19 protein-coding genes are annotated in these 21,408 nt (G+C 49.2%); 9 read left to right on the top strand and 10 right to left on the bottom strand.

Going from position 1 to position 21,408, the window contains the following annotated elements; genetic code table 11:
• Window positions 1-116 precede the first annotated feature (116 nt).
• From ACTJJJ_RS09325 to coaD, 3 genes are read left to right on the top strand one after another with little or no spacing between them, the layout of a single operon-like run.
• Window positions 117-620: an NUDIX domain-containing protein gene (locus tag ACTJJJ_RS09325; RefSeq protein ID WP_426293993.1), complete on the top strand. Its 504-nt coding sequence runs from the start codon at window positions 117-119 to the stop codon at window positions 618-620.
• A gap of 25 nt (window positions 621-645) precedes the next feature.
• Window positions 646-1,551 carry a DUF3822 family protein gene (locus ACTJJJ_RS09320; RefSeq protein WP_188928305.1) on the top strand — a complete coding sequence of 302 codons (906 nt, stop codon included), beginning with the start codon at window positions 646-648 and terminating at the stop codon, window positions 1,549-1,551.
• A 12-nt stretch (window positions 1,552-1,563) separates the two neighbouring features.
• Window positions 1,564-2,046 carry a pantetheine-phosphate adenylyltransferase gene (coaD, locus tag ACTJJJ_RS09315; protein ID WP_188928306.1) on the top strand — a complete coding sequence of 161 codons (483 nt, stop codon included), beginning with the start codon at window positions 1,564-1,566 and terminating at the stop codon, window positions 2,044-2,046.
• 22 nt (window positions 2,047-2,068) lie between these two features.
• Here the strand turns inward: coaD and ACTJJJ_RS09310 are convergent, their stop codons facing one another.
• The gene (locus tag ACTJJJ_RS09310) at window positions 2,069-2,758 is read right to left on the bottom strand and encodes an NUDIX hydrolase (protein WP_188928307.1); all 690 of its coding nucleotides are present in this window, start codon (window positions 2,756-2,758) and stop codon (window positions 2,069-2,071) included.
• Window positions 2,759-2,859: 101 nt separating this feature from the next.
• On the opposite strand from ACTJJJ_RS09310, the gene ACTJJJ_RS09305 reads away from it, so the two are divergent.
• Both ACTJJJ_RS09305 and pyrE read left to right on the top strand, forming a co-directional pair.
• Window positions 2,860-4,164, top strand: coding sequence for a hemolysin family protein (locus tag ACTJJJ_RS09305; RefSeq protein ID WP_188928309.1), 1,305 nt, complete (start codon window positions 2,860-2,862; stop codon window positions 4,162-4,164).
• Between the two features lie 2 nt (window positions 4,165-4,166).
• Entirely contained in the window at window positions 4,167-4,808 is a 642-nt protein-coding gene (gene pyrE, locus ACTJJJ_RS09300; protein ID WP_426293994.1) for an orotate phosphoribosyltransferase, read from the top strand.
• A 68-nt stretch (window positions 4,809-4,876) separates the two neighbouring features.
• On the opposite strand, the gene ACTJJJ_RS09295 is transcribed toward pyrE, so the two are convergent.
• Entirely contained in the window at window positions 4,877-5,899 is a 1,023-nt protein-coding gene (locus tag ACTJJJ_RS09295) for an aldo/keto reductase (RefSeq protein ID WP_188928313.1), read from the bottom strand.
• A gap of 142 nt (window positions 5,900-6,041) precedes the next feature.
• Between ACTJJJ_RS09295 and ppk1 the strand changes: the two genes are divergently transcribed.
• Both ppk1 and ACTJJJ_RS09285 read left to right on the top strand, forming a co-directional pair.
• A complete protein-coding gene (gene ppk1, locus ACTJJJ_RS09290) occupies window positions 6,042-8,141 on the top strand; it encodes a polyphosphate kinase 1 (RefSeq protein WP_440701703.1) in 2,100 nt (699 codons plus the stop codon).
• Window positions 8,142-8,345: 204 nt separating this feature from the next.
• Entirely contained in the window at window positions 8,346-8,939 is a 594-nt protein-coding gene (locus ACTJJJ_RS09285) for a TetR/AcrR family transcriptional regulator (RefSeq protein ID WP_188928317.1), read from the top strand.
• On the opposite strand, the gene epsC is transcribed toward ACTJJJ_RS09285, so the two are convergent.
• Window positions 8,932-9,765, bottom strand: a complete 834-nt coding sequence (epsC, locus tag ACTJJJ_RS09280; RefSeq protein ID WP_188928319.1) for a serine O-acetyltransferase EpsC — start codon at window positions 9,763-9,765, stop codon at window positions 8,932-8,934. The genes ACTJJJ_RS09285 and epsC overlap by 8 nt on opposite strands.
• Window positions 9,766-9,962: 197 nt before the next feature.
• On the opposite strand from epsC, the gene ACTJJJ_RS09275 reads away from it, so the two are divergent.
• A complete protein-coding gene (locus tag ACTJJJ_RS09275; protein WP_188928321.1) occupies window positions 9,963-10,871 on the top strand; it encodes an alpha/beta fold hydrolase in 909 nt (302 codons plus the stop codon).
• 161 nt (window positions 10,872-11,032) lie between these two features.
• On the opposite strand, the gene ACTJJJ_RS09270 is transcribed toward ACTJJJ_RS09275, so the two are convergent.
• The gene (locus tag ACTJJJ_RS09270; protein ID WP_426293998.1) at window positions 11,033-12,133 is read right to left on the bottom strand and encodes a T9SS type A sorting domain-containing protein; all 1,101 of its coding nucleotides are present in this window, start codon (window positions 12,131-12,133) and stop codon (window positions 11,033-11,035) included.
• A 133-nt stretch (window positions 12,134-12,266) separates the two neighbouring features.
• Entirely contained in the window at window positions 12,267-13,367 is a 1,101-nt protein-coding gene (locus tag ACTJJJ_RS09265) for an isoaspartyl peptidase/L-asparaginase family protein (protein WP_426293999.1), read from the bottom strand.
• 180 nt (window positions 13,368-13,547) lie between these two features.
• Between ACTJJJ_RS09265 and ACTJJJ_RS09260 the strand changes: the two genes are divergently transcribed.
• Window positions 13,548-15,422, top strand: a complete 1,875-nt coding sequence (locus tag ACTJJJ_RS09260) for a glycoside hydrolase family 2 protein (RefSeq protein WP_426294000.1) — start codon at window positions 13,548-13,550, stop codon at window positions 15,420-15,422.
• A gap of 68 nt (window positions 15,423-15,490) precedes the next feature.
• On the opposite strand, the gene ACTJJJ_RS09255 is transcribed toward ACTJJJ_RS09260, so the two are convergent.
• From ACTJJJ_RS09255 to ACTJJJ_RS09235, 5 genes are all read right to left on the bottom strand, one after another.
• Complete coding sequence (locus ACTJJJ_RS09255; protein ID WP_188928329.1) at window positions 15,491-17,764, bottom strand: NADP-dependent malic enzyme; 2,274 nt, start codon at window positions 17,762-17,764, stop codon at window positions 15,491-15,493.
• Window positions 17,765-17,878: 114 nt separating this feature from the next.
• Complete coding sequence (locus ACTJJJ_RS09250) at window positions 17,879-19,069, bottom strand: MraY family glycosyltransferase (RefSeq protein WP_188928331.1); 1,191 nt, start codon at window positions 19,067-19,069, stop codon at window positions 17,879-17,881.
• A 149-nt stretch (window positions 19,070-19,218) separates the two neighbouring features.
• Complete coding sequence (locus ACTJJJ_RS09245; RefSeq protein ID WP_426294002.1) at window positions 19,219-19,962, bottom strand: glycosyltransferase family 2 protein; 744 nt, start codon at window positions 19,960-19,962, stop codon at window positions 19,219-19,221.
• Complete coding sequence (locus ACTJJJ_RS09240) at window positions 19,959-20,525, bottom strand: putative colanic acid biosynthesis acetyltransferase (RefSeq protein ID WP_426294003.1); 567 nt, start codon at window positions 20,523-20,525, stop codon at window positions 19,959-19,961. Before ACTJJJ_RS09240 ends, ACTJJJ_RS09245 begins: the two co-directional genes overlap by 4 nt.
• Window positions 20,482-21,408: a glycosyltransferase family 2 protein gene (locus tag ACTJJJ_RS09235; RefSeq protein ID WP_188928337.1), complete on the bottom strand. Its 927-nt coding sequence runs from the start codon at window positions 21,406-21,408 to the stop codon at window positions 20,482-20,484. The genes ACTJJJ_RS09240 and ACTJJJ_RS09235 overlap by 44 nt, the downstream gene beginning before the upstream one ends.

The following is a 21,408-nucleotide window of genomic DNA, read 5'->3' as shown; positions in this document are numbered from 1 at the left end:
TTACTGAAAGGCCGTCGTTGACCAACCCGTACCGCAATGCGGAAAGTGGGGCGGGATAATTATGTCTTGCCTATTCTGGACGGTTGGTTATCTTTGCCCGTGCAACAAAACAAGCTTTGCAGACCTTAAACGCAGACATAGGAACTATTTTTGGCGGCTCCGTACGTGTACGCGTGTGTGGGATTTGCATTGACGGGGACCGCATACTGCTTGTTAACCACGCGCTTTACGGCCCTGATGATGCGTTCTGGTCGCCCCCGGGCGGTGGCGTGTACTTCGGTGAAATGGCCGAGCACGCATTAGCCCGCGAGTTCCGGGAGGAGACCGGTTTGGAGGTTACAATAGGGGAGTTGCTGTTTGTGAATGAGCATATTGGCGACTCGCTGCACGCGGTGGAGCTGTTTTTTGCAATTAGATCCTTCACGGGCACGATAGCTTCCGGATTCGACCCGGAGCTGGCGGCCGATGGGCAGATTATCCGGGACGTCCGGTTTTTATCATGGGAAGAAATTCAGACATATGAACCGCAGCAGCGGCACAGGATTCTGAATATAGCCGGTTCGCTGGCAGGGATTTTTAAGTTGAAGAACTATATTACCGGCGATCAAAACCCGGCTTGACCTATAAACAACACCACCCCACGACGTGGCAAATTCTGAAAACCAGTTAATTGAAGTTATTCCGACGCTGTTGGTAGGAGACAATTCCTTTGATGCGGCAAGCATACCGCTCTGTACGCTCTGTGTTGAGCTGGACGAGCGGCGTATCCGCTTCTGCATTGTCAGGGATGAAAACATGGAATGTATCTGGTTGGAAGACTATTTCTTTGAGAATGCGCTGACTCCCGCCGAAATCTTCGAGCGGCTGAAACGGATTTTTAGCGGGCATTTGTCGTGGTCGTCCAACAACTGGAAGAACGTGCGTGTGACGGTGAACTCGCATGCATTCACGCTGGTGCCAAACGTGCTATTTAAGCCGGAGTCTGCTTATGAATATCTGTCGTTTGCATTAGGCAATCCGGTTTCCAAGCACGAGAAAGTGCTCTGGCATGACCTGCCGTTGGTACACGCGCAAAATGTTTTCAGCATTCAGGAATTGTGGTACGACTGGGTCGTGAACCACTTCAGCGCCTCGACGGTAACCTTCTACCACCTGACGAGCGCCCTGGCGATTGGTTCGCTGGTGAACCACGTGGAGCACCAGGAAATGCGGATGATGTCTTTGTATTTCGAAAAGGACCATTTCACATTGGTGGTCAGCGAAAGCCAGCAGCTGATGCTTTGCAACCGTTTTAAATATGCCCAGGTTCAGGAACTTGCTTATATCATCCTGTTCACGTTGAGCCAGTTGAATATCCTGCCGGAGGAAATAAAGGTTCTTTGTTACGGAGAAATTACGCCTGCGACGGATTCCTACCAGGAGCTTTCGCGGTTTTTCCCGAACTTGCATATGGGTACCCGGCCTACAACACTCAGGTACAGCCCGCAATGCGCGGAAGTGCCTGGTCACAGGTACTTCGGTTTGTTCAATACTTATCTCATATCTTCCTAATAAAGGCCTCCTATGACACGTGTTGCATTATTTCCGGGATCGTTCGATCCATTCACAAAGGGGCATGAAGATATCGTCCTGCGGGGGCTGCGCCTGTTTGACCAGGTGGTGATCGGAATCGGTAACAACGCGACGAAAAAGCGCTATTTTCCGCTCGAAGTCATGCAGGAAATGATCCAAAAGACATTTGCTTCACACCCTGATGTGAAGGTAGTTACCTATGATGACCTAACGGCGCACACAGCGAGAGAATTAGGGGCCAGGTTTTTGCTGAGAGGGCTGCGAAACACAACCGATTTTGAATATGAGAACGGTATTTCGCAAGTTAACAGGTATTTATATGAAGAGATCGAAACCGTTTTTCTGATCACCTCGCCAAGTCTTGCCCCGATCAGTTCGAGCATCATCCGCGACCTGCACCGCTACGGACAGGCCGTGGACAACTTTCTTCCCTATTCACTATCCGAATTGAAAAAGGCGGAGCAGAACATCTAAAATAGTGTTCTGAACGCCGTTTTTAGGATTCTTTCAGGTTGTGCATCTTGTTGAGGCTGTCGATCACGTAGCGGATTGAGCTGTAAGACTTGATGAGCAGCGGCTTTACATCCGCAGGCTCGTACCAGTCGAGTTTCTCGATTTGCTCTTCGGCCTGCGGGCTCATTTTAGTATCGTCGATGCAATCGAAAAGGTACCACTTCGTGCGTTTAAGAATGCGGCTGTTGTTGAGCGTATAGGTGTGCCAGGTGGTGCAGATTTTGTCGCGGATCAGCGCTTTGACGCCGGTTTCCTCCTCTATTTCGCGGGTAGCCGCCACTTTGGAATTTTCACCCTTGTCGAGCTTACCTTTGGGCAGGTCCCACATTTTGCGGCGGTACATAAAGAGCCATTTGCCACCTTTCACAACTACGCCGCCCGCAGCTTTGATCACCTTGTATTGTGCCTTGATTTTTTCTTCCACTTCCGCCTTCTCCCGAGTTGCCATCGTGATAGAAAGCATATCTTTCGGAAAATCTTTTTCGAGCATCTGGATCACCTGAATGGCGCTCGCTGTAGTGGAATTCAGGAATAGGACGTGACCTGTCAGCATGCTTCTCTGCAACTTTTCGAGCCGAAGATCCACGATGTGTTCAAATCGGGAGGTTTCGGAAGCAGACAACTGATTGGTCCGTACAATTCTGACAGGACGGTCGTCGAAAAAAATGATCATTTTGGAATGGGTACGTGAATGGATCGCAAAATTAAGTAAAGAGTTTAGTTTAGGCAGAGATTATTATTGATAAATTTGTACTTGTAACAACTAACCAGTTCTTGGAACTCCTTATAATTCTATTTCTGGTGCTGCTCAATGGTCTTTTTTCCATGTCAGAGATAGCATTGGTTTCTTCCCGAAAATCGCGCCTGGAAGCAGCAGCCAAGAATGGCGATTCGAGTGCGAAAGCAGCATTAAGCCTCGCAAATTCACCCACAAAATTCCTTTCCACTGTCCAGATAGGCATTACGCTCATCGGTTTGCTGACTGGTATGTACAGTGGTGATAACATTACTACTGATTTCGAGCAGTTCATTCAAACGGTTCCGCTCCTGGCTCCGTATAGCCATTCATTAGCCGTGGGCACTGTCCTGGTTTTCATCACTTATTTGTCGCTTGTGCTCGGCGAGCTCGTCCCGAAACGAATAGGGATGTCCAATCCGGAAGCCATTTCGAAAGTAATGGCAACGCCGATGAACCTGCTTTCCAAGGCAACCGCACCTTTTATCGCGCTGCTTGGCTTTTCAAGTGATTTGATCATCAGGGTTTTAAATATAAAACAAAGCGAGAATGCGGTCACAGAGGAAGAGATTAAAAGCCTGATCCAAGAAGGGACTTCCGGGGGTGTTTTCGAAGAAATCGAGCAGGAGATCGTGCATAATGTGTTTCAGCTCGGCGACCGAAAGGTAACTTCGCTGATGACCAACCGGCAGGAGATCGTCTGGCTTGACCTGGAAGATACCGTTGAAGAAAATAAGGCCAAGATACTCGATGCGAGGCATTCCATTTACCCGGTTTGCCGCGGTAATGTCGACGATGTCGTGGGGTTGGTGTATGTCAAAGACTTAATAGCGACCGACCTGGAAGTGCAGATGGCCCATTTGAATTCGATCATGCGCGACCCGGTGTATCTTCCCGAGAGTAACAGGGCCTACCAGGCGCTCGAAAAATTTAAAGAGCAGCGCGTGTATTACGGCATTATTGTGGATGAATACGGCGGTACGCTCGGTGTGGTAACCATGCACGACATTATGGACGCCCTGGTTGGCGATATATCCGAAGACATCGAAGAGGCATCGGAAATCGTGAAGCGAGAGGACGGCAGTTACCTGATAGACGCGCAGTTGCCCTTCGATGATTTTATTCAATATTTCAGTATTAATATCCAGGAAAGTGATCGCAGGGAGCTGGTAGGGTTTAATACCTTGGGCGGCTTTGTGCTGCATGTTCTGGAAAATATTCCCCAAACCGGTGAGAAGTTCAAATGGCGACAGTTCGAATTCGAAGTGATCGATATGGATCGCAGCCGTATAGATAAGCTTTTAGTAACCAACCATAATAAACAGGAAGAATCCGAAGATTAATAATGTCGAACGATCTGGATATTACCAAACGAATCGCCGAGCTGCTTTTGGAAGCACAGGCCATCAAGCTCAGTCCCGAAAAGCCGTTCCAATGGAGCTCTGGCTGGTTTTCACCAATCTATTGTGACAACCGCGTGGCATTGTCATACCCTGACACCCGCACTTTCATCAAAAAGGCGCTGACCGAGCTGATCCGCGCGAAATATCCGAATGCACAGGCGGTGGTAGGTGTGGCCACCGGTGGTATCGCACAAGGTGCATTGGTGGCAGATCTGCTCGAATTGCCCTTTGCTTATGTGCGTCCAGAGCCTAAAAAGCACGGAATGGGTAACCAGATCGAAGGCAGGTTGGAAAAAGGCCAGTCTGTGGTGATCATCGAAGACCTGATCTCAACCGGCGGAAGCTCTCTCAAAACGGTAGACGCCCTGCGCGAAGCCGGCATTGAAGTAGCCGGAATGGTAGCCATATTCACCTACGGTTTCCAGGTAGCAGCCGATAATTTCGCCGTCAAAAACGTCCAGCTCGACACGATCAGCAACTACAATGCGCTGATCGAGGTGGCGTTAGAGCATAATTACGTCAGCGAAACACAGCTTGAAAGCCTTGCCGCATGGCGCGTAGCGCCTGAACAATGGGGCAAATAAAGTTATCGGCGGTCGTCGGCGGTCAGGTTTCTTGACCACCGACGACTGACCACCGGCCGCCGTCTAATTTATCCCCGATGATTATCCAGGCTCTCATATAGCCCCCCAAAAGCCTCTTCCTTCACCCCGTCGGATTTCAGGAATTCGTGCGGGAAGCCTAATTCTATTTTACTTACCTCATCTAATTTTTGTAGTGCTGCTGCCGGAAGTTGGAAGTCGAGGCAGCCAAGAGAATCAATCAGCTGGCTTTCTTTCGATGCGCCGATGATTGGGATCATTACCTGATCCCGGTGCCGTGTCCAGTTGATTGCTACCTGTGCAGGCGTTACGCCCAACTCTGCGGCTACGTCTACAACGGTCTGCGCTACAATGCTGCTTTCCTGGTTTCGGCGCGTGCTGTTATCAGGTACGCGACCGGTTTCCCCGCGAAGGTATTTACCCGTCAACGCGCCGCCACCGATCGCTCCCCAAGGTGTTACGGCCAGGTCGAGCGCCTTTGCCATGGGCAGCAGGTCGCGCTCGGGTGTGCGCTGCAGGAGTGAGTACTCGAACTGAATTGCTGCAAATGCATTCCAGCCCCGAAAATCAGCGATGGTATTGGCCTGTGAAACGATCCAGGCCGGGGTGTCGGAAATGCCGATGTAGTGCACGATCCCGCGGGTGACCAGGTCGTCCAGCCCGCGCATTACTTCTTCGGTAGGGGTGGTATTGTCCCACATGTGCACCCAAAGCAGATCGATGTACTCGGTATTGAGCCGTTTAAGGCTCGATGTTACCGAGCGCATCATGTTTTTGCGGTGATTACCGGCAAAATTAAGGTCATCGTTGCGGTCCTTGAGCGTAAACTTGGTAGCCAAGACCCAATGGTCGCGGTCGCTTTCGATGAATTCGCCCACATATTTTTCCGAAGTACCCTCGGTGTAACGGTTCGCGGTGTCGATGAAGTTACCGCCTGCGTTGGCGAATGCCTCAAAAATTTTGAAGCTCTCATGTTTATCCGCTCCCCAGCCCCAATCCTTTCCGAACGTCATGGCTCCCAGGCAAACTTCTGATACCCGCAAGCCTGAGCGGCCTAATAATTGATAACGCATAGTAATTTACTTGTGGTTTTGAATGAAGATACAGCTTCTAAAACTTACCGGGCAACGTTGTTTTTTGTCCTGCAAAGTTATATCCTTACCCGCCAAATGTATTTATATTGTACCAAATTTTGAATCTTTTACACCACACTCAATGATCGACGTTGCCTACCCGTATTTTGATACCAATCTCAGCTGGCTTTCGAACAATTACAGGTTGCTGCTGGAAGCAAACGATGAAACGGTACCGGTAAGGGAGCGGTTGCGATTTTTGGGTATTTACGCCTATCAGACCAAAGAATTCTATCGTGTTCGTATCCCAAATCTGCTTGCGATGGGCGAAGTAAGCGAGGATATCCGTTCCAAACTGAATATTTTCCCTGAGTCGTTGCTGGAACATGTCTACGAAACCGTTGAGAACCAGCTTCGCGAATTCAACGACATTCTCATATCAGGTATCCTGCCGGCACTGCTCGAACAGGGCGTGCATTTATACTATCGCGAAGCGTTCGTGTCCGAACATGCCGCATTTGTGAGGCGTTTTTTTCTCGATAGGCTCTTCCGCTATTTGCAGCCGGTGTTTCTGGACAGCCGCCGCACGCTCAAAACGCCGGCTTTCGAGTCTAAGCAGCTGTACCTGATCGTGCGCATGCAGCACCGGCAAGATGCGGAAGAGGATTGGTATGCGTCCGTGAATGTGCCCTCGGAGCATTACGGCCGCTTTCTTGAACTGCCTGAATGGGAGGGGAAGCGCCACGTTGCTTTTTTGGAGGACATAATCCGCGAAAACCTATCTGTCCTTTTCCCGGGCTATAATATCCTGGAAAGCTATGCGTTGCGGGTCGAGCGGGAAACGGAGCTGTCCATCGAGGACGAATACCCGATGCAGGTTGCACAACGTATTTTAAAGCAGCTTGAAAAGCGAAATTTCGTGCAGCCTTCCCAGTATTTTTACGAATCCGGGATGCCCCTGTATGTCCGCGAGTACTTGGTGGGAAAGGTATCCATTCCGATGAACGACTTCCACGAACGCGGCGATTACCTGTTTATGCAGGATCTGGCCAAGTTTCCGGTAGTATCCCGGCGGCTTGATTATCCCTACCAGCGGCCCGTTCAAAACCCGGAATTCGAGGAAACCAAGTCTATCTTTGAGGCCATTCAGCAGGCCGACCAGATGCTGCATTTACCTTATCAGTCATACGAACCGATCGTTAGGTTTTTTAATGAGGCGGCGGTGGATCCTTATGTGCGCGAGATCCACGTTTCTTTATACAAGATCAGCCCTAATTCATTTATATTAAATTCGTTGATAAGCGCTTCCAAGAACGGGAAACGTGTCACCACTTATGTGGAGCTGAATACCAAACTGGACATCCAGGAGAACCTGCAATGGTCGAAGAAGATGCGCGATGCGGGCGTCAAGATATTGCTGAGCGTTCCGGGCTTGAAAGTGCATGCGAAAATGGCGCTGGTGAAGCGAAAAGTGCAAAAGGGATGGGAGCGGTATGCATTCCTGGGTACGGGCGGTTTTTACAGGCTGACCAGCCGTGAGATCGTCGATCATGCGCTGCTCACCTCACACCGTGAACTAACCAATGAGTTGGAACTGCTTTTCGGGTACCTGTCCACACAGGACGAACCGAAGAAATACAAGTATTTGCCTTTTAACAGCTTATACGTAACACAATTCAACCTTCAGAAGCGGCTGCTCGACCTGATGGATCGTGAAATTGCGAATTGTAATGCAGGGCTTAAATCATTTATCACCATTAAAATCAACCAGCTGCAGGACCGTATCCTGATCGACAAGCTCTATCAGGCGGGCAAGGCGGGCGTGCCGGTGCATGTGATCATAAGCGAGAGCTGCGGGCTGATCTCAGGTCTACCCTCTATCAGCGACAATATTGTTGTGAGCCGTCACGTCGACCGGTACATCGAGAACACACGGATATTTCATTTCGGTAACCGGGGTAACGACGAGATTTACCTCACATCCTGCGACTGGACGCACCGGAACCTGCACCGGCGGATCGATATCTGTTTTCCGGTACTGGATGAAACATTGAAAAACCAGATGCGTATTGTGCTCCGGAACTATGTGAACGACAACCAAAAATCGGTGCGGCTTGACCTGTATCAGAATAACTTGCGTATTGCCGACGACGCCCGGGGGAAGGTGCGAGCACAAGAAGCTAATTACCGGATGGTGGAGAAAATCGAACGCAACGGGCTGGCGAGGCGTTCAGAAATATAAGCTTTCCGATGGCTTAAAAAAATTTTATCAGCATTAAATTTCCGAATCGCCTGTCAGATTTAATGGACGGCATTTGTAGAAAACATAAAGAATTTTGAAGGACTTTTTTCGTCGCCGCTACTTGCCTGGCCTTGAAGTGTAAAGGGTATATGCTTATATTTGGATCACATCATTCTGAATCAATCCTAAAAGACATTTTTAAGCATGGGAATAGTAGAGCGAAGAGAGCGGCTTAGAATACAGGTACGCTCAGACATCGTCAAGACAGCCAAGGACATCGCACGGGAGGATGGCTGGACGGCTGTTTCGATTCGAAAGATTGCTGATGTGATTGAGTACAGCCCGCCTATTCTCTATGAATATTTTGAAAGCAAGGACAAACTCCTGGAAGCCATCCGTCTGGAAGGTTTCGATTATTTGCAAACGGAGTTTGTAAAAATAAAAGGGCATTTCAGCAATCCGCAGAAGCAGCTTGTGGAGGTTGCGCAGACGATCTGGCATTTCGCTGTCGAGAATCCGGAGGTCTTCCAGGTGATGTTCAATCTCGAGGGTGCTTACTGCGACTCGAAAAAAGCCTATTCACAGGCAATGAGCATCAAGGATAACCCGGTTTGGGAAATGATTGCAAGCCTTCGCCCTAAATCGGGAGACCTGGTTACCAAAACTTATTATGAATGGTGGTGCCTTACCTTCGGGTTTATAAGCATTACCATGACCACACAGCCCCGCTACGCATTTCCACAGGCAGAGCCTGTGTACATGGAAGGGATCCGGAGATTCATCCGGAGCATTATGTAATAGAAGGGGAAGAATGTTGGCGTATCTCTATTTTGCTTTGGTGATAAACCAGGGAATATGGAGGTACGCTTTTCGTTAGCCAAGCATTCCCGCCGATAATCGAGTCGTGGCCGATCACGGTCTCTCCTCCCAGAATGGTCGCATTGGCATAAACTACCACGTTATCTTCAATAGTGGGATGGCGCTTGTGCGATGCGAGTGACTTTGAAACATGCGTCGCACCGAGCGTAACTCCTTGATACAGTTTTACATTATTCCCGATATGGGTCGTTTCACCGATCACCACGCCTGTTCCGTGGTCGATGAAGAACGAGTGGCCAATTGTCGCATTCGGGTGGATATCGATGCCGGTCTGGCTGTGGGCGAATTCTGTAAGCATACGCGGCAGCAAGGGAATCCCACTTTTGGCAAAAGAATGCGCAAAGCGGTAAGTCGCAATGGCCATAAAACCCGGGTACACCGAAATCACCTCCTCAATGCTCACCGAAGCAGGATCGTTGTCGGTAATGGATTTGGCGTCGGTCAGAAGTGCTTCATAAATACCGGGGATTTGTGCAAACACTTCGTCCAGTATTTCCGCTGAATCGCGTTCGAGCTGGGGCAGAAGCGGTTGCAGCATGCAATTCAGGTCGTTGCGCAAGTCGGCATACTTCATAGCCAGGTCCTTGGCGGGGCAACTGGGGCAATCCTTGCTGATCGGGAAAAGGAAATTGATCAGGTTCTGGATAAATTTCCCCGCGTCCTGCCGTGAAGGCAGCTTGTACCTGTATTCGTCGTTCTGGGCGGTTAGGCGCTCAAAAAAAAGTGCTTGCTGGGTGGCTGTCATTAAAAATAGAGGTTGAACTATACCGTTAAACCATTGCTGGCATTGCTTTTGCATATCCAACAACGAAATGCACTGAAAAATTTTGAGAGTGGCGTTTTCTTTTCAAAAATGGCCAATTGTCAGCTTTTTCTCCCGATAAAATTGTATATTGAAATATCCTGTGAATTTAGGAAATAAGGCAAGATTCTTTAGGGCGTATGTTAAGTTTTAAATTACTTCGGTCGGTTATCCTGTTCCTTTCTTTGTCTGTTTCATTGAGCTCCTGCTTTTCGAGGTACATTATTTCAGCCAAGGAGGTGCGGAGGCATTATGCTGATAAGAAGGTCAAGCCGAAGGAAATATTTATCAGGAACGACACACTTTCACTTTCGCTGGCCAGCATGGGGCCCGACACGCTGCCGATGCTGCTGCTCATTCATGGTGCGCCCGGCTCTTTGTGGGGGTACATGAATCTGATGGACGATGAAGACCTGCAAAAACATTTTCACATTGTGTCCGTCGATCGGGTAGGATACGGCAAATCCCGGCTAAAAAAGCGGAGGTATGTGACTTCCATCGAAACGCAGGCTAATGCTTTGCTGCCGGTGTTCTCACTCAACAAAAGCGATCAGAAGGTGATCGTGCTCGGCCGGTCTTACGGCGCACCTATTGCCGCCAGACTGACCTCCATGGCACCGGATAAGGTGAAAGAGCTCATTATGGTCTCGCCTGTTATTGATCCTGAAACCGAACGGTTCTTCTGGTTTTCGAAATGGGGCAGGATGAGTTTCGTGCAACTTTTTTTGCCCAGTGCATTCAATGCGGCGACGGCCGAGAAATACAGCCATGCCGCTGAGTTACGCAAAATGCTACCGGTTTGGGAGCAGTTAAGTGTGCCGACTACGGTGATTCAGGGCGGCAACGACTGGATTGCAGACCCGTCAAATATTGATTTTGCTAAAAAACATATTAAGAGCAAGCGCGCTCAATACATTTTCCTTTTCAATGCGGGCCATATGATTACCTTCTCACATGCGGCTATGATCAAGGAAATGCTGCTGAAAAGCCGGTTATTCCAGGATAAGGTCTCTGTATTGGAGCCGAAGGGTGCTGAAATTGATAACTAACAGCTTGTTAAAGAGTTGAAACAAAGAAAGCGGCAGGTCACAGGACCTGCCGCTTTTCTGTTAATAATTAACCTATGGTAGTAGGCGAAATTATATTTCACCTAAAACAACTATATCCCATAGGACGACATTAATGCCGGGCACCATTACAGGCACGGGCATTATCTCAATACTTTTTGTGTCACAGAATCCTTCGCATTGCTGGCTCGGATCAGGTATATGCCCCGCGCAAGGTTGCGCATATCAAATACTTCCTGGACAGCGATTTCCGGCGCTTTACTGGCAATCTCCGTCAGCACGCGACCATTCATGTCGATCAGTTGCAGGCGGATGATCGCCCGTTGCTTGCTGTATGCTTTCACAGTTACAAAGTTCTCGGTTGGTACCGGGTATGCCTGGACCGCCATCGAAACCTCCGGTGAGCTGACAACCGGTGTGGAAGTGATTAGGCCGCCGTATTCCGATGATTCGTAAGGTGGGACTTGGACTGTCTCCCCCGGCCGGTCGATTACAGATACCACCCCTTCGCGATAAGTTTCCGAGATTCTTACGCCATCGCGCCATTCTGCGACAACTATTGCGAAGAGGTAATGACCGACTACCTCGGGTGCAACCCAAATCAATTTCTTCTGTCTGGCATCGACGGTAAATGTTCCGGTGGAACTGATTTCATTGGGGAATAGGTAAGTATGATCGAGCATCCGAACGCCGCATGTTCCCGGCGATGGTTTACTCAGCCGGACTACTTTCGCTGTAATGCTATCATTATCAGCGACGATCGGTTTGAGATCAACGGAAAAAACCTGACGGACGCCAGCTACAAATTCGAGATTAGGAAGGATTGGGGTCGAATTGGAAAGCTGTGTATCAATCACCGTCCACAGAAACTGCGAGGTCATTCCGGACTGCGGCAAGTTCAGAATTCCGCCTGTGCGCGTATCGAGCGCCACCGAAATCTGATAAATGCCCGAGGAAGGGTAGGTGTATGTTGCCTGGTATTCGCCAACGGATACACCGTTAGAAATGGCTGTAAGCGAAGTTCTTGGAAGGTCTTTGACCCCTCCGTCGCCCATGCAAGCCGTTACCGCGCTCAATGCATCAACAGCACCTTGACCGCTTTGCGTATCAAGATAGAGCCTTACCTTGATATTATAGGTTTGCCCCGATACGTGGCTGGCCAGAATTTCCCCGCCTCGCAGGTGCGACGCGTGCGCGTACGCGGAAAGCAGGATCAGTAAGAGAATGCTGTAAACTGATTTCATATGGAGGAAAAGAAGCCGTGAGGTTACATAGTATATGTTCAAAACGCGGGAAACGTTCGTTTTTGTATGGCTTCTTTCCAAAACAAATGCAAAAAATGACGTGGAAAAATTCTGTTTCCCGTGGCACGCATTGTTAATCCTTATAAATCAATATTTCACGTTTCCCATCGCCTTTAATGTAGCCTCTGTACATTCCCTCGCTGTTGAAGGGCATGGCTATATTGCCGTTCCGGTCGACGGCGATTACGCCACCTTCACCCCCTCTTTCGACCAGCTTGTTCATAACTACCTCATTCGCCGCATCGACCAGGTTTATTCCTTTGTATTCCATTAATGCCGAAATATCGTGCGCTACAACCGAGCGGATGAAATATTCGCCGTGGCCGGTTGCTGAAACCGCGCACGTTGCATTATTGGCGTAAGTACCGGCACCAATGATCGGCGCGTCGCCGATGCGGCCATATTTCTTGTTGGTCATTCCGCCGGTAGAGGTTCCTGCGGCGAGATTGCCATATTTGTCCAAAGCCACACAACCCACGGTCCCAAACTTCCTGCCTTCCATAAAAATCAGGTCTTCCGCAGAACGAAAACCCGTTTTTGGCCTCTTTTTAATTTCCCTCTCCTCCTTTCCTCCCTTTTCTCCCTTTCCTCCTTTTTCTCCTTTTGCATCATGATCGAGCTCCGTTTTCTCCTCTTCTTTGGCCCGTTGTAATGCCTTGTAGCGTGCTTCAGTGTAGAAATAGGAGGGGTCGACGATTTCCAGTCCTTTCTCTTTGGCAAACTGCTCGGCACCTTTCCCGGCCATCATCACGTGAACGGATTGATCCATAACCGCAATTGCTGCCGAAATTGGGTTTTTGATCGTGGTAACACCGGCAACCGCGCCGGCCTTGTGTGTCTTGCCTTCCATGATGGCGGCGTCCAATTCGTTTTTGCCTTCATTGGTAAAAACGGCGCCTTTACCGGCATTGAACAGTGGGGAGTCTTCCATGACATGGATCGCCGCTTCTACCGCCTGCACGCTGGTACCGCCCTTTTTGAGCACATCATAACCTTTTTCCAACGCGTTATTCATTGCTTCACGATATGCCTTCTCGCGCTCCGGGCTCATGTTGGCACGGGTGATCGTGCCGGCGCCCCCGTGTATTACGAGCGTGATCTTGTCGGAAAAATCCTGCGCGAATGCGGAAATACAGGATAGGGTAATCAGCAGGGCAAGGGAAAGTGTTTTCATGAGTAGTAATTTGAGTGATGCTTTCAAATCTAGTAACTAAAATCTTATATCGCTATTCTTCTGATATTCGGATGGTTTGGCCTTTACGGGGGCAGATGTTGCGGTTTTTTGTACAGTAGAGCACATTTAGGCTTTACTTTTGGTAGTTCTAATTGAATTTATAAAAAAACCGAAACTCTGATGAAGAAAGTAGTGCTTAGCCTGGGAGTTCTTCTGGGCAGCCTGTATGGTCGGGCTTATGCGCAGCAAACGGCCGAATTTAAGTCCGGATGGAAGTATGTGCAAGGTAAGATCGTAACGCCATGGGCAGAAAAAGTGGTTGCACAAAATCCCCACCCCGATTATCCCAGACCACAAATGATACGCCAGAACTGGCAGAATATGAATGGTCTGTGGGATTATGCGATCGTGCCGAAAGGTGCAGTAGACGCTAAGCCTGCGGCATTTGATGGTAAGATATTAGTACCTTTTGCAGTAGAGTCCGCCTTGTCGGGAGTAGGGAAGACTGTGGGAAAGGATAGCATTCTCTGGTACCAGCGCTTAATCGATTTTGCGCCGAAACTGAAAGACCAGCGCGTGCTGATCCATTTCGGCGCAGTGGACTGGAAAGCGGAAGTATTCGTCAACGGTAAACCTGCCGGAAGCCATCAGGGTGGCTTCGATCCTTTCACCTTCGACATTACCGACCTGCTGGTGAAGAAAAAGCAGCAGGAAATCGTGGTAAAAGTGTGGGATCCAAGCAGCGACGGCCCTCAGCCCCGTGGTAAGCAGATCAAGAATCCGCACGGGATCTGGTACACGCCGGTAACCGGTATCTGGCAGACGGTTTGGCTTGAAACGGTTGCAACCAGCCATATCGCGAGGATTACCCCTGTGGCCGATATTGATAAACAGATACTTACTGTAAATACGGAAGTAGCCGGCGCCGGCGCAGCCGATAAAGTGAAAATCATTGCCTGGGATGGTAGTGCGAAAGTCGCTGAACAGGAAGTAGCTGCCGGCCAGCCCGCCAGCCTGACGATAGGCGATGCAAAACTTTGGTCGCCGGATTCCCCGTCCCTATATGACCTAACCGTTACGCTTACTCGAAGCGGAAAGGTGATCGATGAGGTAAAAAGCTATGCAGCGATGCGTAAAATCGGTGTGCAGGTGGATGAGAATGGTATTCAGCGAATGACTTTGAATAACAAATTCCTTTTCCAGTACGGCCCACTGGATCAGGGCTGGTGGCCGGATGGCCTTTACACGGCGCCAACCGACGAGGCTTTGAAGTTTGATATATTGAAAACCAAGGAAATGGGTTTCAATATGATCCGCAAGCACGTAAAGGTAGAGCCCGCCAGATGGTACCGCTATTGCGATGAGCTGGGAATGCTGGTGTGGCAAGACATGCCAAGTGGTGATCTGGGCAATAACTGGGAAATGCGTCCGGGTATTACGGGCAACGAAACAGACAAGAAACGTACGCCGGAGTCTGAAAACATCTACAAAACCGAATGGAAAGCCATTATGGATGCCAACCGCTTTTTTCCGTCGATCGTGGTTTGGGTCCCATTCAACGAGGCTTGGGGGCAATTCAAGACGGCTGAGATTACCGACTGGACCATGCAGTATGACCCCTCCCGCCTTGTAAACAGCGCCAGTGGCGGTAATTTCGAGCCGGTGGGCCATATTATCGATTTGCACAATTACCCCGCACCGGTAATGCCGCGCCCGGACTTGTTCGGTCGGAAGCAGATTATTGTTTTAGGTGAATTCGGAGGCTTGGGCTTGCCGGTTGACCAGCATGTTTGGCAGCAGAAGGATAACTGGGGTTATCAGAGCTTTAAAAACCAGGAGGAGCTCTACAATCGTTATGAATCGTTCATTAACCGTTTCGAGCCTCTGATCAAAAAGGGGCTTTCGGCAGCGGTTTACACCCAGACAACTGATGTCGAGGTCGAAACCAATGGGTTGATGACCTACGACCGTAAGGTGATTAAATTCTCTGAGGCTAAGTTAAAGCAAATCCATTCGAAGCTCTACGATCCCTCATTGGTGAAGTTGAAGCCTTAACAGGCCGTTGTAATAAAACGAAAATAGCCCGGAGCAGTCCGGGCTATTTTCGTTTAAAATATCATGCATTAATTGCCTTTCAGCTGCGCTTCTACTACGGCTATCGCAACCATATTTACGATTTCCCTCACAGAGCTGCCCAATTGCAGCACGTGTACAGGCTTTTTCAATCCCAGCAGGATCGGTCCGATGGTTTCGAGCTCCGCAGCCTCTTTCAGCAGGTTGTAAGCAATGTTACTAGCCGAAAGGTTGGGGAAGATCAATGTATTGGCACCGCCGTCGACCAGGTCGCTGAAAGGGTGGTTTTCCTTCAATAATGAGGTATTGAATGCAAGGTGCGCCTGCAATTCGCCTTCCACGATCATCGACGGGTTGCGTTTTTTCAGGATGGCCGTCGCGTCGCGCATTTTTTCGGCGTCGGCACCTTTGGCGCTGCCATAGTTTGCATAGGTCACCAATGCAATGCGCGGCTGGATGTTGAAACGTTCAACGGCTTTTGCTGTCAGTTCGGTTATTTCAACAATATCCTCTGTTGTCGGATCGAGATTTACGGTTGTGTCCGAGAAGAACAACGGGCCCTTGGGAGTGAGCAGAATGTACATACCAGCGACTTTGTTTACGCCCTCCTGCTTGCCGATCACTTGCAGGGCAGGTCGAATCGTATCGGGGTATGTCCTTGTCAATCCGGAAATGAATGCGTCCGCTTCACCGTTTTCAACCATCATCGAACCGAAATAGCTTTTGAAATACATCGAACGGCGCGCCTCGATAGGAGTGAGACCCTTTCTTTTGCGTTTGTCGAACAATTTCGCTGCATATTTCTCGATCATCGGATCGCTTTCAGCTGCGCGAGGGTCGATGATCGATACGTCGGCCAGATCAAGCTTGCTTTCGCGGATCAAATGAAGGATCGTTTCCTTATTGCCGAGCAAGATTGGCGTCGCAATGCCTTCGTCGCGTACCTGCTGAGCGGCACGGAGCACCTGAATATTCTCTGCATCGGCAAAAACGACCTTTTTCGGGGCCAGTTTTGCTTTGTTAAGTATCACGCGGGAGATCTGCTCATTGCGTCCCAAACGGCTCGAAAGCTCCTGGTCGTAGGCATCCCAGTCGGTGATAACCTTTCGCGCGACACCGGTCGCAATTGCTGCTTTCGCAACAGCAGGCGCTACGGTGGTCAGCAGGCGAGGATCCACCGGTTTTGGAATAATATAATTTTTGCCAAAAACGATATTCGTCTCATTGTAGGCGAGGTTGACAATATCGGGCACCGGCTTCTTGGCCAGATCGGCCAATGCGTGCACAGCAGCCAGCTTCATTTCCTCGTTAATCTCCGTTGCACGCACGTCGAGCGCGCCCCTGAATATGTACGGGAAGCCGAGCACGTTGTTCACCTGATTGGGGTAATCGGAGCGGCCGGTAGCCATGATCACATCCTCACGCGCTTCTACCGCATCCGGATAAGGGATCTCTGGATTCGGGTTGGCCATTGCAAGCACGATTGGGTCTTTGGCCATAGATTTAACCATTTCCTTCGAAACGATATCGGCCGTAGAAAGACCCAGAAACAGGTCGGCGCCTACCATTGCTGCTTCCAGCGATTCATAAGCGAGGTCGGTTGCAAACTGCTTTTTCATGTCGCTCAAATCCGTCCGGCCATTGTGAATGTGGCCTTTGGTGTCGAACATGGCGATGTTTTTCGGACTGGCCCCCAACGCGAGGTAGAGCTTCGTACAGGAGACTGCCGAAGCGCCCGCGCCCGAGACGACTACACGAATATCTTCAATCTTTTTGTTGACCAACACTAACGCGTTTAGCATCGCTGCGGCGCTGATGATCGCCGTTCCGTGCTGATCGTCGTGCATCACGGGAATATTGAGCTCTTTTTTAAGCCGGGCTTCTATCTCGAAGCATTCGGGCGCCTTAATATCTTCTAGGTTGACGCCCCCAAAAGTTGGTTCGAGGATTTTGACTGTCCTGACAAATTCGTCGACGTCTTTGGTGTTGAGTTCTATATCGAAAACGTCGATATCAGCATATATTTTGAATAGCAGTCCTTTCCCTTCCATCACGGGTTTGGAAGCTTCCGGGCCAATATCGCCCAGGCCGAGCACGGCAGTACCGTTGCTGATAACTGCTACCAGGTTGCCCTTGGCGGTGTATAGATAGGCATTTTCGACATTTTCGGCAATTTCCAGGCAGGGCTCCGCCACGCCGGGCGAATAGGCAAGCGAAAGGTCTCGCTGGGTACTGGTTTCTTTGGTGGGGATGACCTGTATTTTTCCTGGCCTACCCTTGGAATGGTAGTATAGCGCGTCTTCTTTTCTGATCTTTTTGTTCATACCTAAGTGGACGATGTTTCGTGCAAGGTACAAACATTCGGTTCACCGCAATGAATTCTCAGAAGGTATTCGCGAGAATTTCATCACGGCTTTTCGGACAGTAGTTTCCCGTATTTACTGAAAGGCAGAAAGGTCATCGTCGGCCAGTGAAGGGCTTTTGACCAATTTTTTCCGCTCTTTGACAGAAGCAATGCGTTTTTTGAGAAAATAGGCAAATACCATATACAAACCGAACATTCCGATGTAAATGTACATGGAAGCGGTGTTGGTAATATCGCCGTGGAAGGTGAAGAATAGTGCCGTGTTGAGGATCGTAACCATCCAGAGGGTGAACGAGGCCCAAAAGTGGTTCAGGCCGTTGTCGATCAGGATATGGTGCATGTGGTTGCGGTCGGCCACGAATGGGGAGCCTCCTTTGAAAATGCGAACGATAAAGACGCGTAAGGTATCGAAGATCGGGACAATAAGCAGTACCATGACGATGATCGGCGCATTGAAATAAGCGTTGGGATCATGCAGGTAACCTACGTTCAGTGAGAGGAACTCTACCGCGAAGATCGAAAGCAGATAACCGACGATGAGCGAGCCGGTGTCACCCATGAAGATCTTGCTGGTTTTGGAAAAATTGAAACGCAGAAAACCGAGCAATGAACCCGACATCGCGAACGCCAGGCAGCCGAACGAAAAGTGGTCGTTAGCAATGAACCAGATTCCAAATCCGAGACCGGCGATCAGGCTGATACCACCCGCCAAACCATCAATCCCGTCGATCAGGTTTATTGCGTTGATAATGGCGATAAATATGAATACCGTAAGCGGAATACTGATAAAGTCGGAAACGCCGTGAATGCCGAAAATTCCGTAGAAGTTATCGACTTTGAAATTGCCCATCGCCACCAGGATCAGGGAGGCGAAAATCTGGATAATGAGCTTTTTAGTAGGGTCTACTGCCAGGATATCGTCCTTGATTCCCAGAAAAAACAGGATGATCATCCCGGTCATGGCCAGGCTGATCAGGTTTGAATCGAGGATATTCTCCGAATGCGGCCACAGGAAGTAGGCGATCAGGGTCGCTGCAAATATGGCAATTCCACCCAAAGTTGGCGTTTCTGTCTCATGTGAACTTCTGAAACCCGGTTTTGCAGTTAAATGCAGCAGGTTTGAGAGGTTAATGATAATGGGTATTGAAATGATCGAAAGGAAACATCCGATCAGAAACGAAAGAAGGCATTGATAGATGTCGTGATGGACAAGCGTATTGACGTTTCCTTCGGTCAGTATCTGCAGAGGTAATTGTAGTTCCATGTGCCTGTCAAATTAGGAAGTGCGTTGAGGACGGATCTGAAAATCCAAATTCAAATGTCGAAATATAAACCAATAATTGTAATATGCAAATGCCTGAGTATCAAAATATTTACTGTTTGGTTTAAGCTACTTCGGTTAACTTCCGTGTCTTAGATAAATTGTATAATTTTTCTCAAAGGTTTTAACCACAAAGTGTAAAACCGGGGTTCCAGATTGTTGATTTTCCAAGCCATTCTGTCGTTCCGGTTGGCCGCAATGCGATTTTTGAATGTGCTGTTGCTGACTCCGCCTGCCCGCATTTTCACGAGTACTTTGGGCAGGTAAGCGAGCCTGATGTTTTCACGATGTACAAACCGCAGCATTAATTCATAATCCGCTGCACTTCCCAGATCGAGGCGGAAACGCCCGTGTGCGTTATAAACCTCTCTCTTGACAAAAAAGGTCGGGTGTGGTGGCATCCAGCCATTCAGGAATGCGCCAACCTTGTATGCACCTGAGACCCACTTTCTGCGCACCACCGTTGCATCGTTTGCATCAATATATTCAAGATCGCCATAGGAAGCGTCGAAGTCGCTGGAAGCCAGCAATCCGGCCACTTCGCTGATCACTGACGGGTATGCGTAAAAATCATCGGCATTCAGTATCCCTATCACATCACCGGTTGCCAATTGTATGCCTTTGTTCATGGCATCATAAATTCCGGCGTCAGGTTCGCTGAGAAAACGGTCGATTTTCTCTCCGTATGACAACACTATCTCCTGGGTGCCGTCCTTCGAATTGCCATCTATGATGATGTATTCGATGTCCTGATAATCCTGTCCAAGGACGGATTCGATGCTGTGGCGGATAGTCGCTGCACCGTTATAGACAACAGTAAGTATGCTTACTTTCAATTCGTTATAGTTCTGGTTTTGACATATTTCGCAGGGTTTCCCTGATAAATCCCATAAGGTTCTAAATGGCTTGTGGCTACCGAGCCGACAGTCAGCAGTGCGTGCGAGCCTACTTGGACACCCGGACAAACCGTCGCTTTCGCACCGATCCAGGCGCCGGGTCCAAGTGTTATAGGCTTGACTATCAGGTCGAAAGTGTTTTTTCGGTAATTATGATTTCCTGTCAAAAGCATCGCGCCTTGCGAGAGGCACGCATTTGATTCAATAGTCACCAAAGTGAGGTTATCGATCCACACCTCTTCGCCAATCCAGACGTGGTCGCCTATTTGCAGGAACCATGGATATTTTACGTTTACTTTTGGCTTGATCACCACCCCTTTGCCAATCTTTGCGCCGAACAACCGGAGCAATGCAATCTTGAATGAGGACGGGTAGGGAATGTGCGTATGAATGAACAACCGGTTTATCAAATACCAGATCACCATCTTTGGGTAGCCGCCCGGCTTATACCAATCGATGTTATAAACGGACAGATTGGTTTGGGTTCCTGAGGTCTTTTCCATATTCTGTCCTGAAATGTGATATAATAGCTTCCTTGTCGCGTCCTACGCGGTGATACACTTCATAAATCTTTGCATCAACCAGGAAACGGTACCAAAACCCCTGTAAAACGTGCCAAATGAGTCCTTTCGTTCCATCGAGAAACCCCAACTTGATGAAGTATCTGTATGTGAAGTAGATAAATGGCCGTGTGAAAAGCGGCAAATTGGCATATTTGATTTTCAGGAAACGCGTGCGCTGTTCCTGGCTGCCCCAAAAGCTCGGTTCTACGGTCTCCTTGCTATCAAAGTTATATGTAATGTTCAACAGGTCTATAACCTCCCTGATTGCGTAATTGTTATGCTTTTGTGTCCACCATGTCAGGTTGTTGAGGGTGTGGTCAACGATGTCATGCTGTAACTGGGCGGTCGTTCCGCTGCTGAGCTTGATATGCTCGTCCATCCAGAGCTCTTCGCAAGTGCCCAGACCACGGCGCCAGATACGCAACAACCAGATCGGGTAGTAACCGCCCCGGTGAATCCATTTTTCCATGAAAATCACCCGGCGTTTCAAATATAGCCCGGAAACATTGTCTGGCACCTGTGAAAGGGAGCTGTTTAACTCCGTTGTAAGCTCGGCAGTCAGATACTCGTCGGCGTCCATCCGCATGAGCCATTGGGTCTGGAACGGGTTGTTACGAATACCGAAATTGAATTGGAATGCGTAGGAAACCCAGGGATTTTGTACCACGATAGCGCCTAGGCTTTCGGCGATCGCAACGGTGTCGTCGGTGGAAAACGAGTCGACAATAAAAATCTTATCGGTGACCTGTAACAGGCTTTGAATGCACCGGGCAATGTGCTTTGATTCGTTGTGTGTTAAAATGATGACGGATAAATCAACCAT

Source organism: Dyadobacter sp. 22481 (assembly GCF_052044875.1).
GTDB classification, from domain to species: domain Bacteria; phylum Bacteroidota; class Bacteroidia; order Cytophagales; family Spirosomataceae; genus Dyadobacter; species Dyadobacter endophyticus.
Note: the sequence above shows the minus strand (reverse complement) of the source record. Positions and strands in the feature narration are given on the sequence as shown.

Excerpts from the sequence above, each read along its gene's own strand:
- ACTJJJ_RS09235 (WP_188928337.1), bottom strand. The coding sequence starts at position 21,408 with ATGGTTGATTTATCCGTCATCATTTTAACACACAACGAATCAAAGCAC.
- ppk1 (WP_440701703.1), top strand. The coding sequence starts at position 6,042 with ATGATCGACGTTGCCTACCCGTATTTTGATACCAATCTCAGCTGGCTT.
- ACTJJJ_RS09295 (WP_188928313.1), bottom strand. The coding sequence starts at position 5,899 with ATGCGTTATCAATTATTAGGCCGCTCAGGCTTGCGGGTATCAGAAGTT.
- ACTJJJ_RS09255 (WP_188928329.1), bottom strand. The coding sequence starts at position 17,764 with ATGAACAAAAAGATCAGAAAAGAAGACGCGCTATACTACCATTCCAAG.
- pyrE (WP_426293994.1), top strand. The coding sequence starts at position 4,167 with ATGTCGAACGATCTGGATATTACCAAACGAATCGCCGAGCTGCTTTTG.
- ACTJJJ_RS09285 (WP_188928317.1), top strand. The coding sequence starts at position 8,346 with ATGGGAATAGTAGAGCGAAGAGAGCGGCTTAGAATACAGGTACGCTCA.
- ACTJJJ_RS09310 (WP_188928307.1), bottom strand. The coding sequence starts at position 2,758 with ATGATCATTTTTTTCGACGACCGTCCTGTCAGAATTGTACGGACCAAT.
- ACTJJJ_RS09250 (WP_188928331.1), bottom strand. The coding sequence starts at position 19,069 with ATGGAACTACAATTACCTCTGCAGATACTGACCGAAGGAAACGTCAAT.
- ACTJJJ_RS09260 (WP_426294000.1), top strand. The coding sequence starts at position 13,548 with ATGAAGAAAGTAGTGCTTAGCCTGGGAGTTCTTCTGGGCAGCCTGTAT.
- ACTJJJ_RS09275 (WP_188928321.1), top strand. The coding sequence starts at position 9,963 with ATGTTAAGTTTTAAATTACTTCGGTCGGTTATCCTGTTCCTTTCTTTG.
- ACTJJJ_RS09240 (WP_426294003.1), bottom strand. The coding sequence starts at position 20,525 with ATGGAAAAGACCTCAGGAACCCAAACCAATCTGTCCGTTTATAACATC.
- epsC (WP_188928319.1), bottom strand. The coding sequence starts at position 9,765 with ATGACAGCCACCCAGCAAGCACTTTTTTTTGAGCGCCTAACCGCCCAG.
- ACTJJJ_RS09270 (WP_426293998.1), bottom strand. The coding sequence starts at position 12,133 with ATGAAATCAGTTTACAGCATTCTCTTACTGATCCTGCTTTCCGCGTAC.
- ACTJJJ_RS09265 (WP_426293999.1), bottom strand. The coding sequence starts at position 13,367 with ATGAAAACACTTTCCCTTGCCCTGCTGATTACCCTATCCTGTATTTCC.
- coaD (WP_188928306.1), top strand. The coding sequence starts at position 1,564 with ATGACACGTGTTGCATTATTTCCGGGATCGTTCGATCCATTCACAAAG.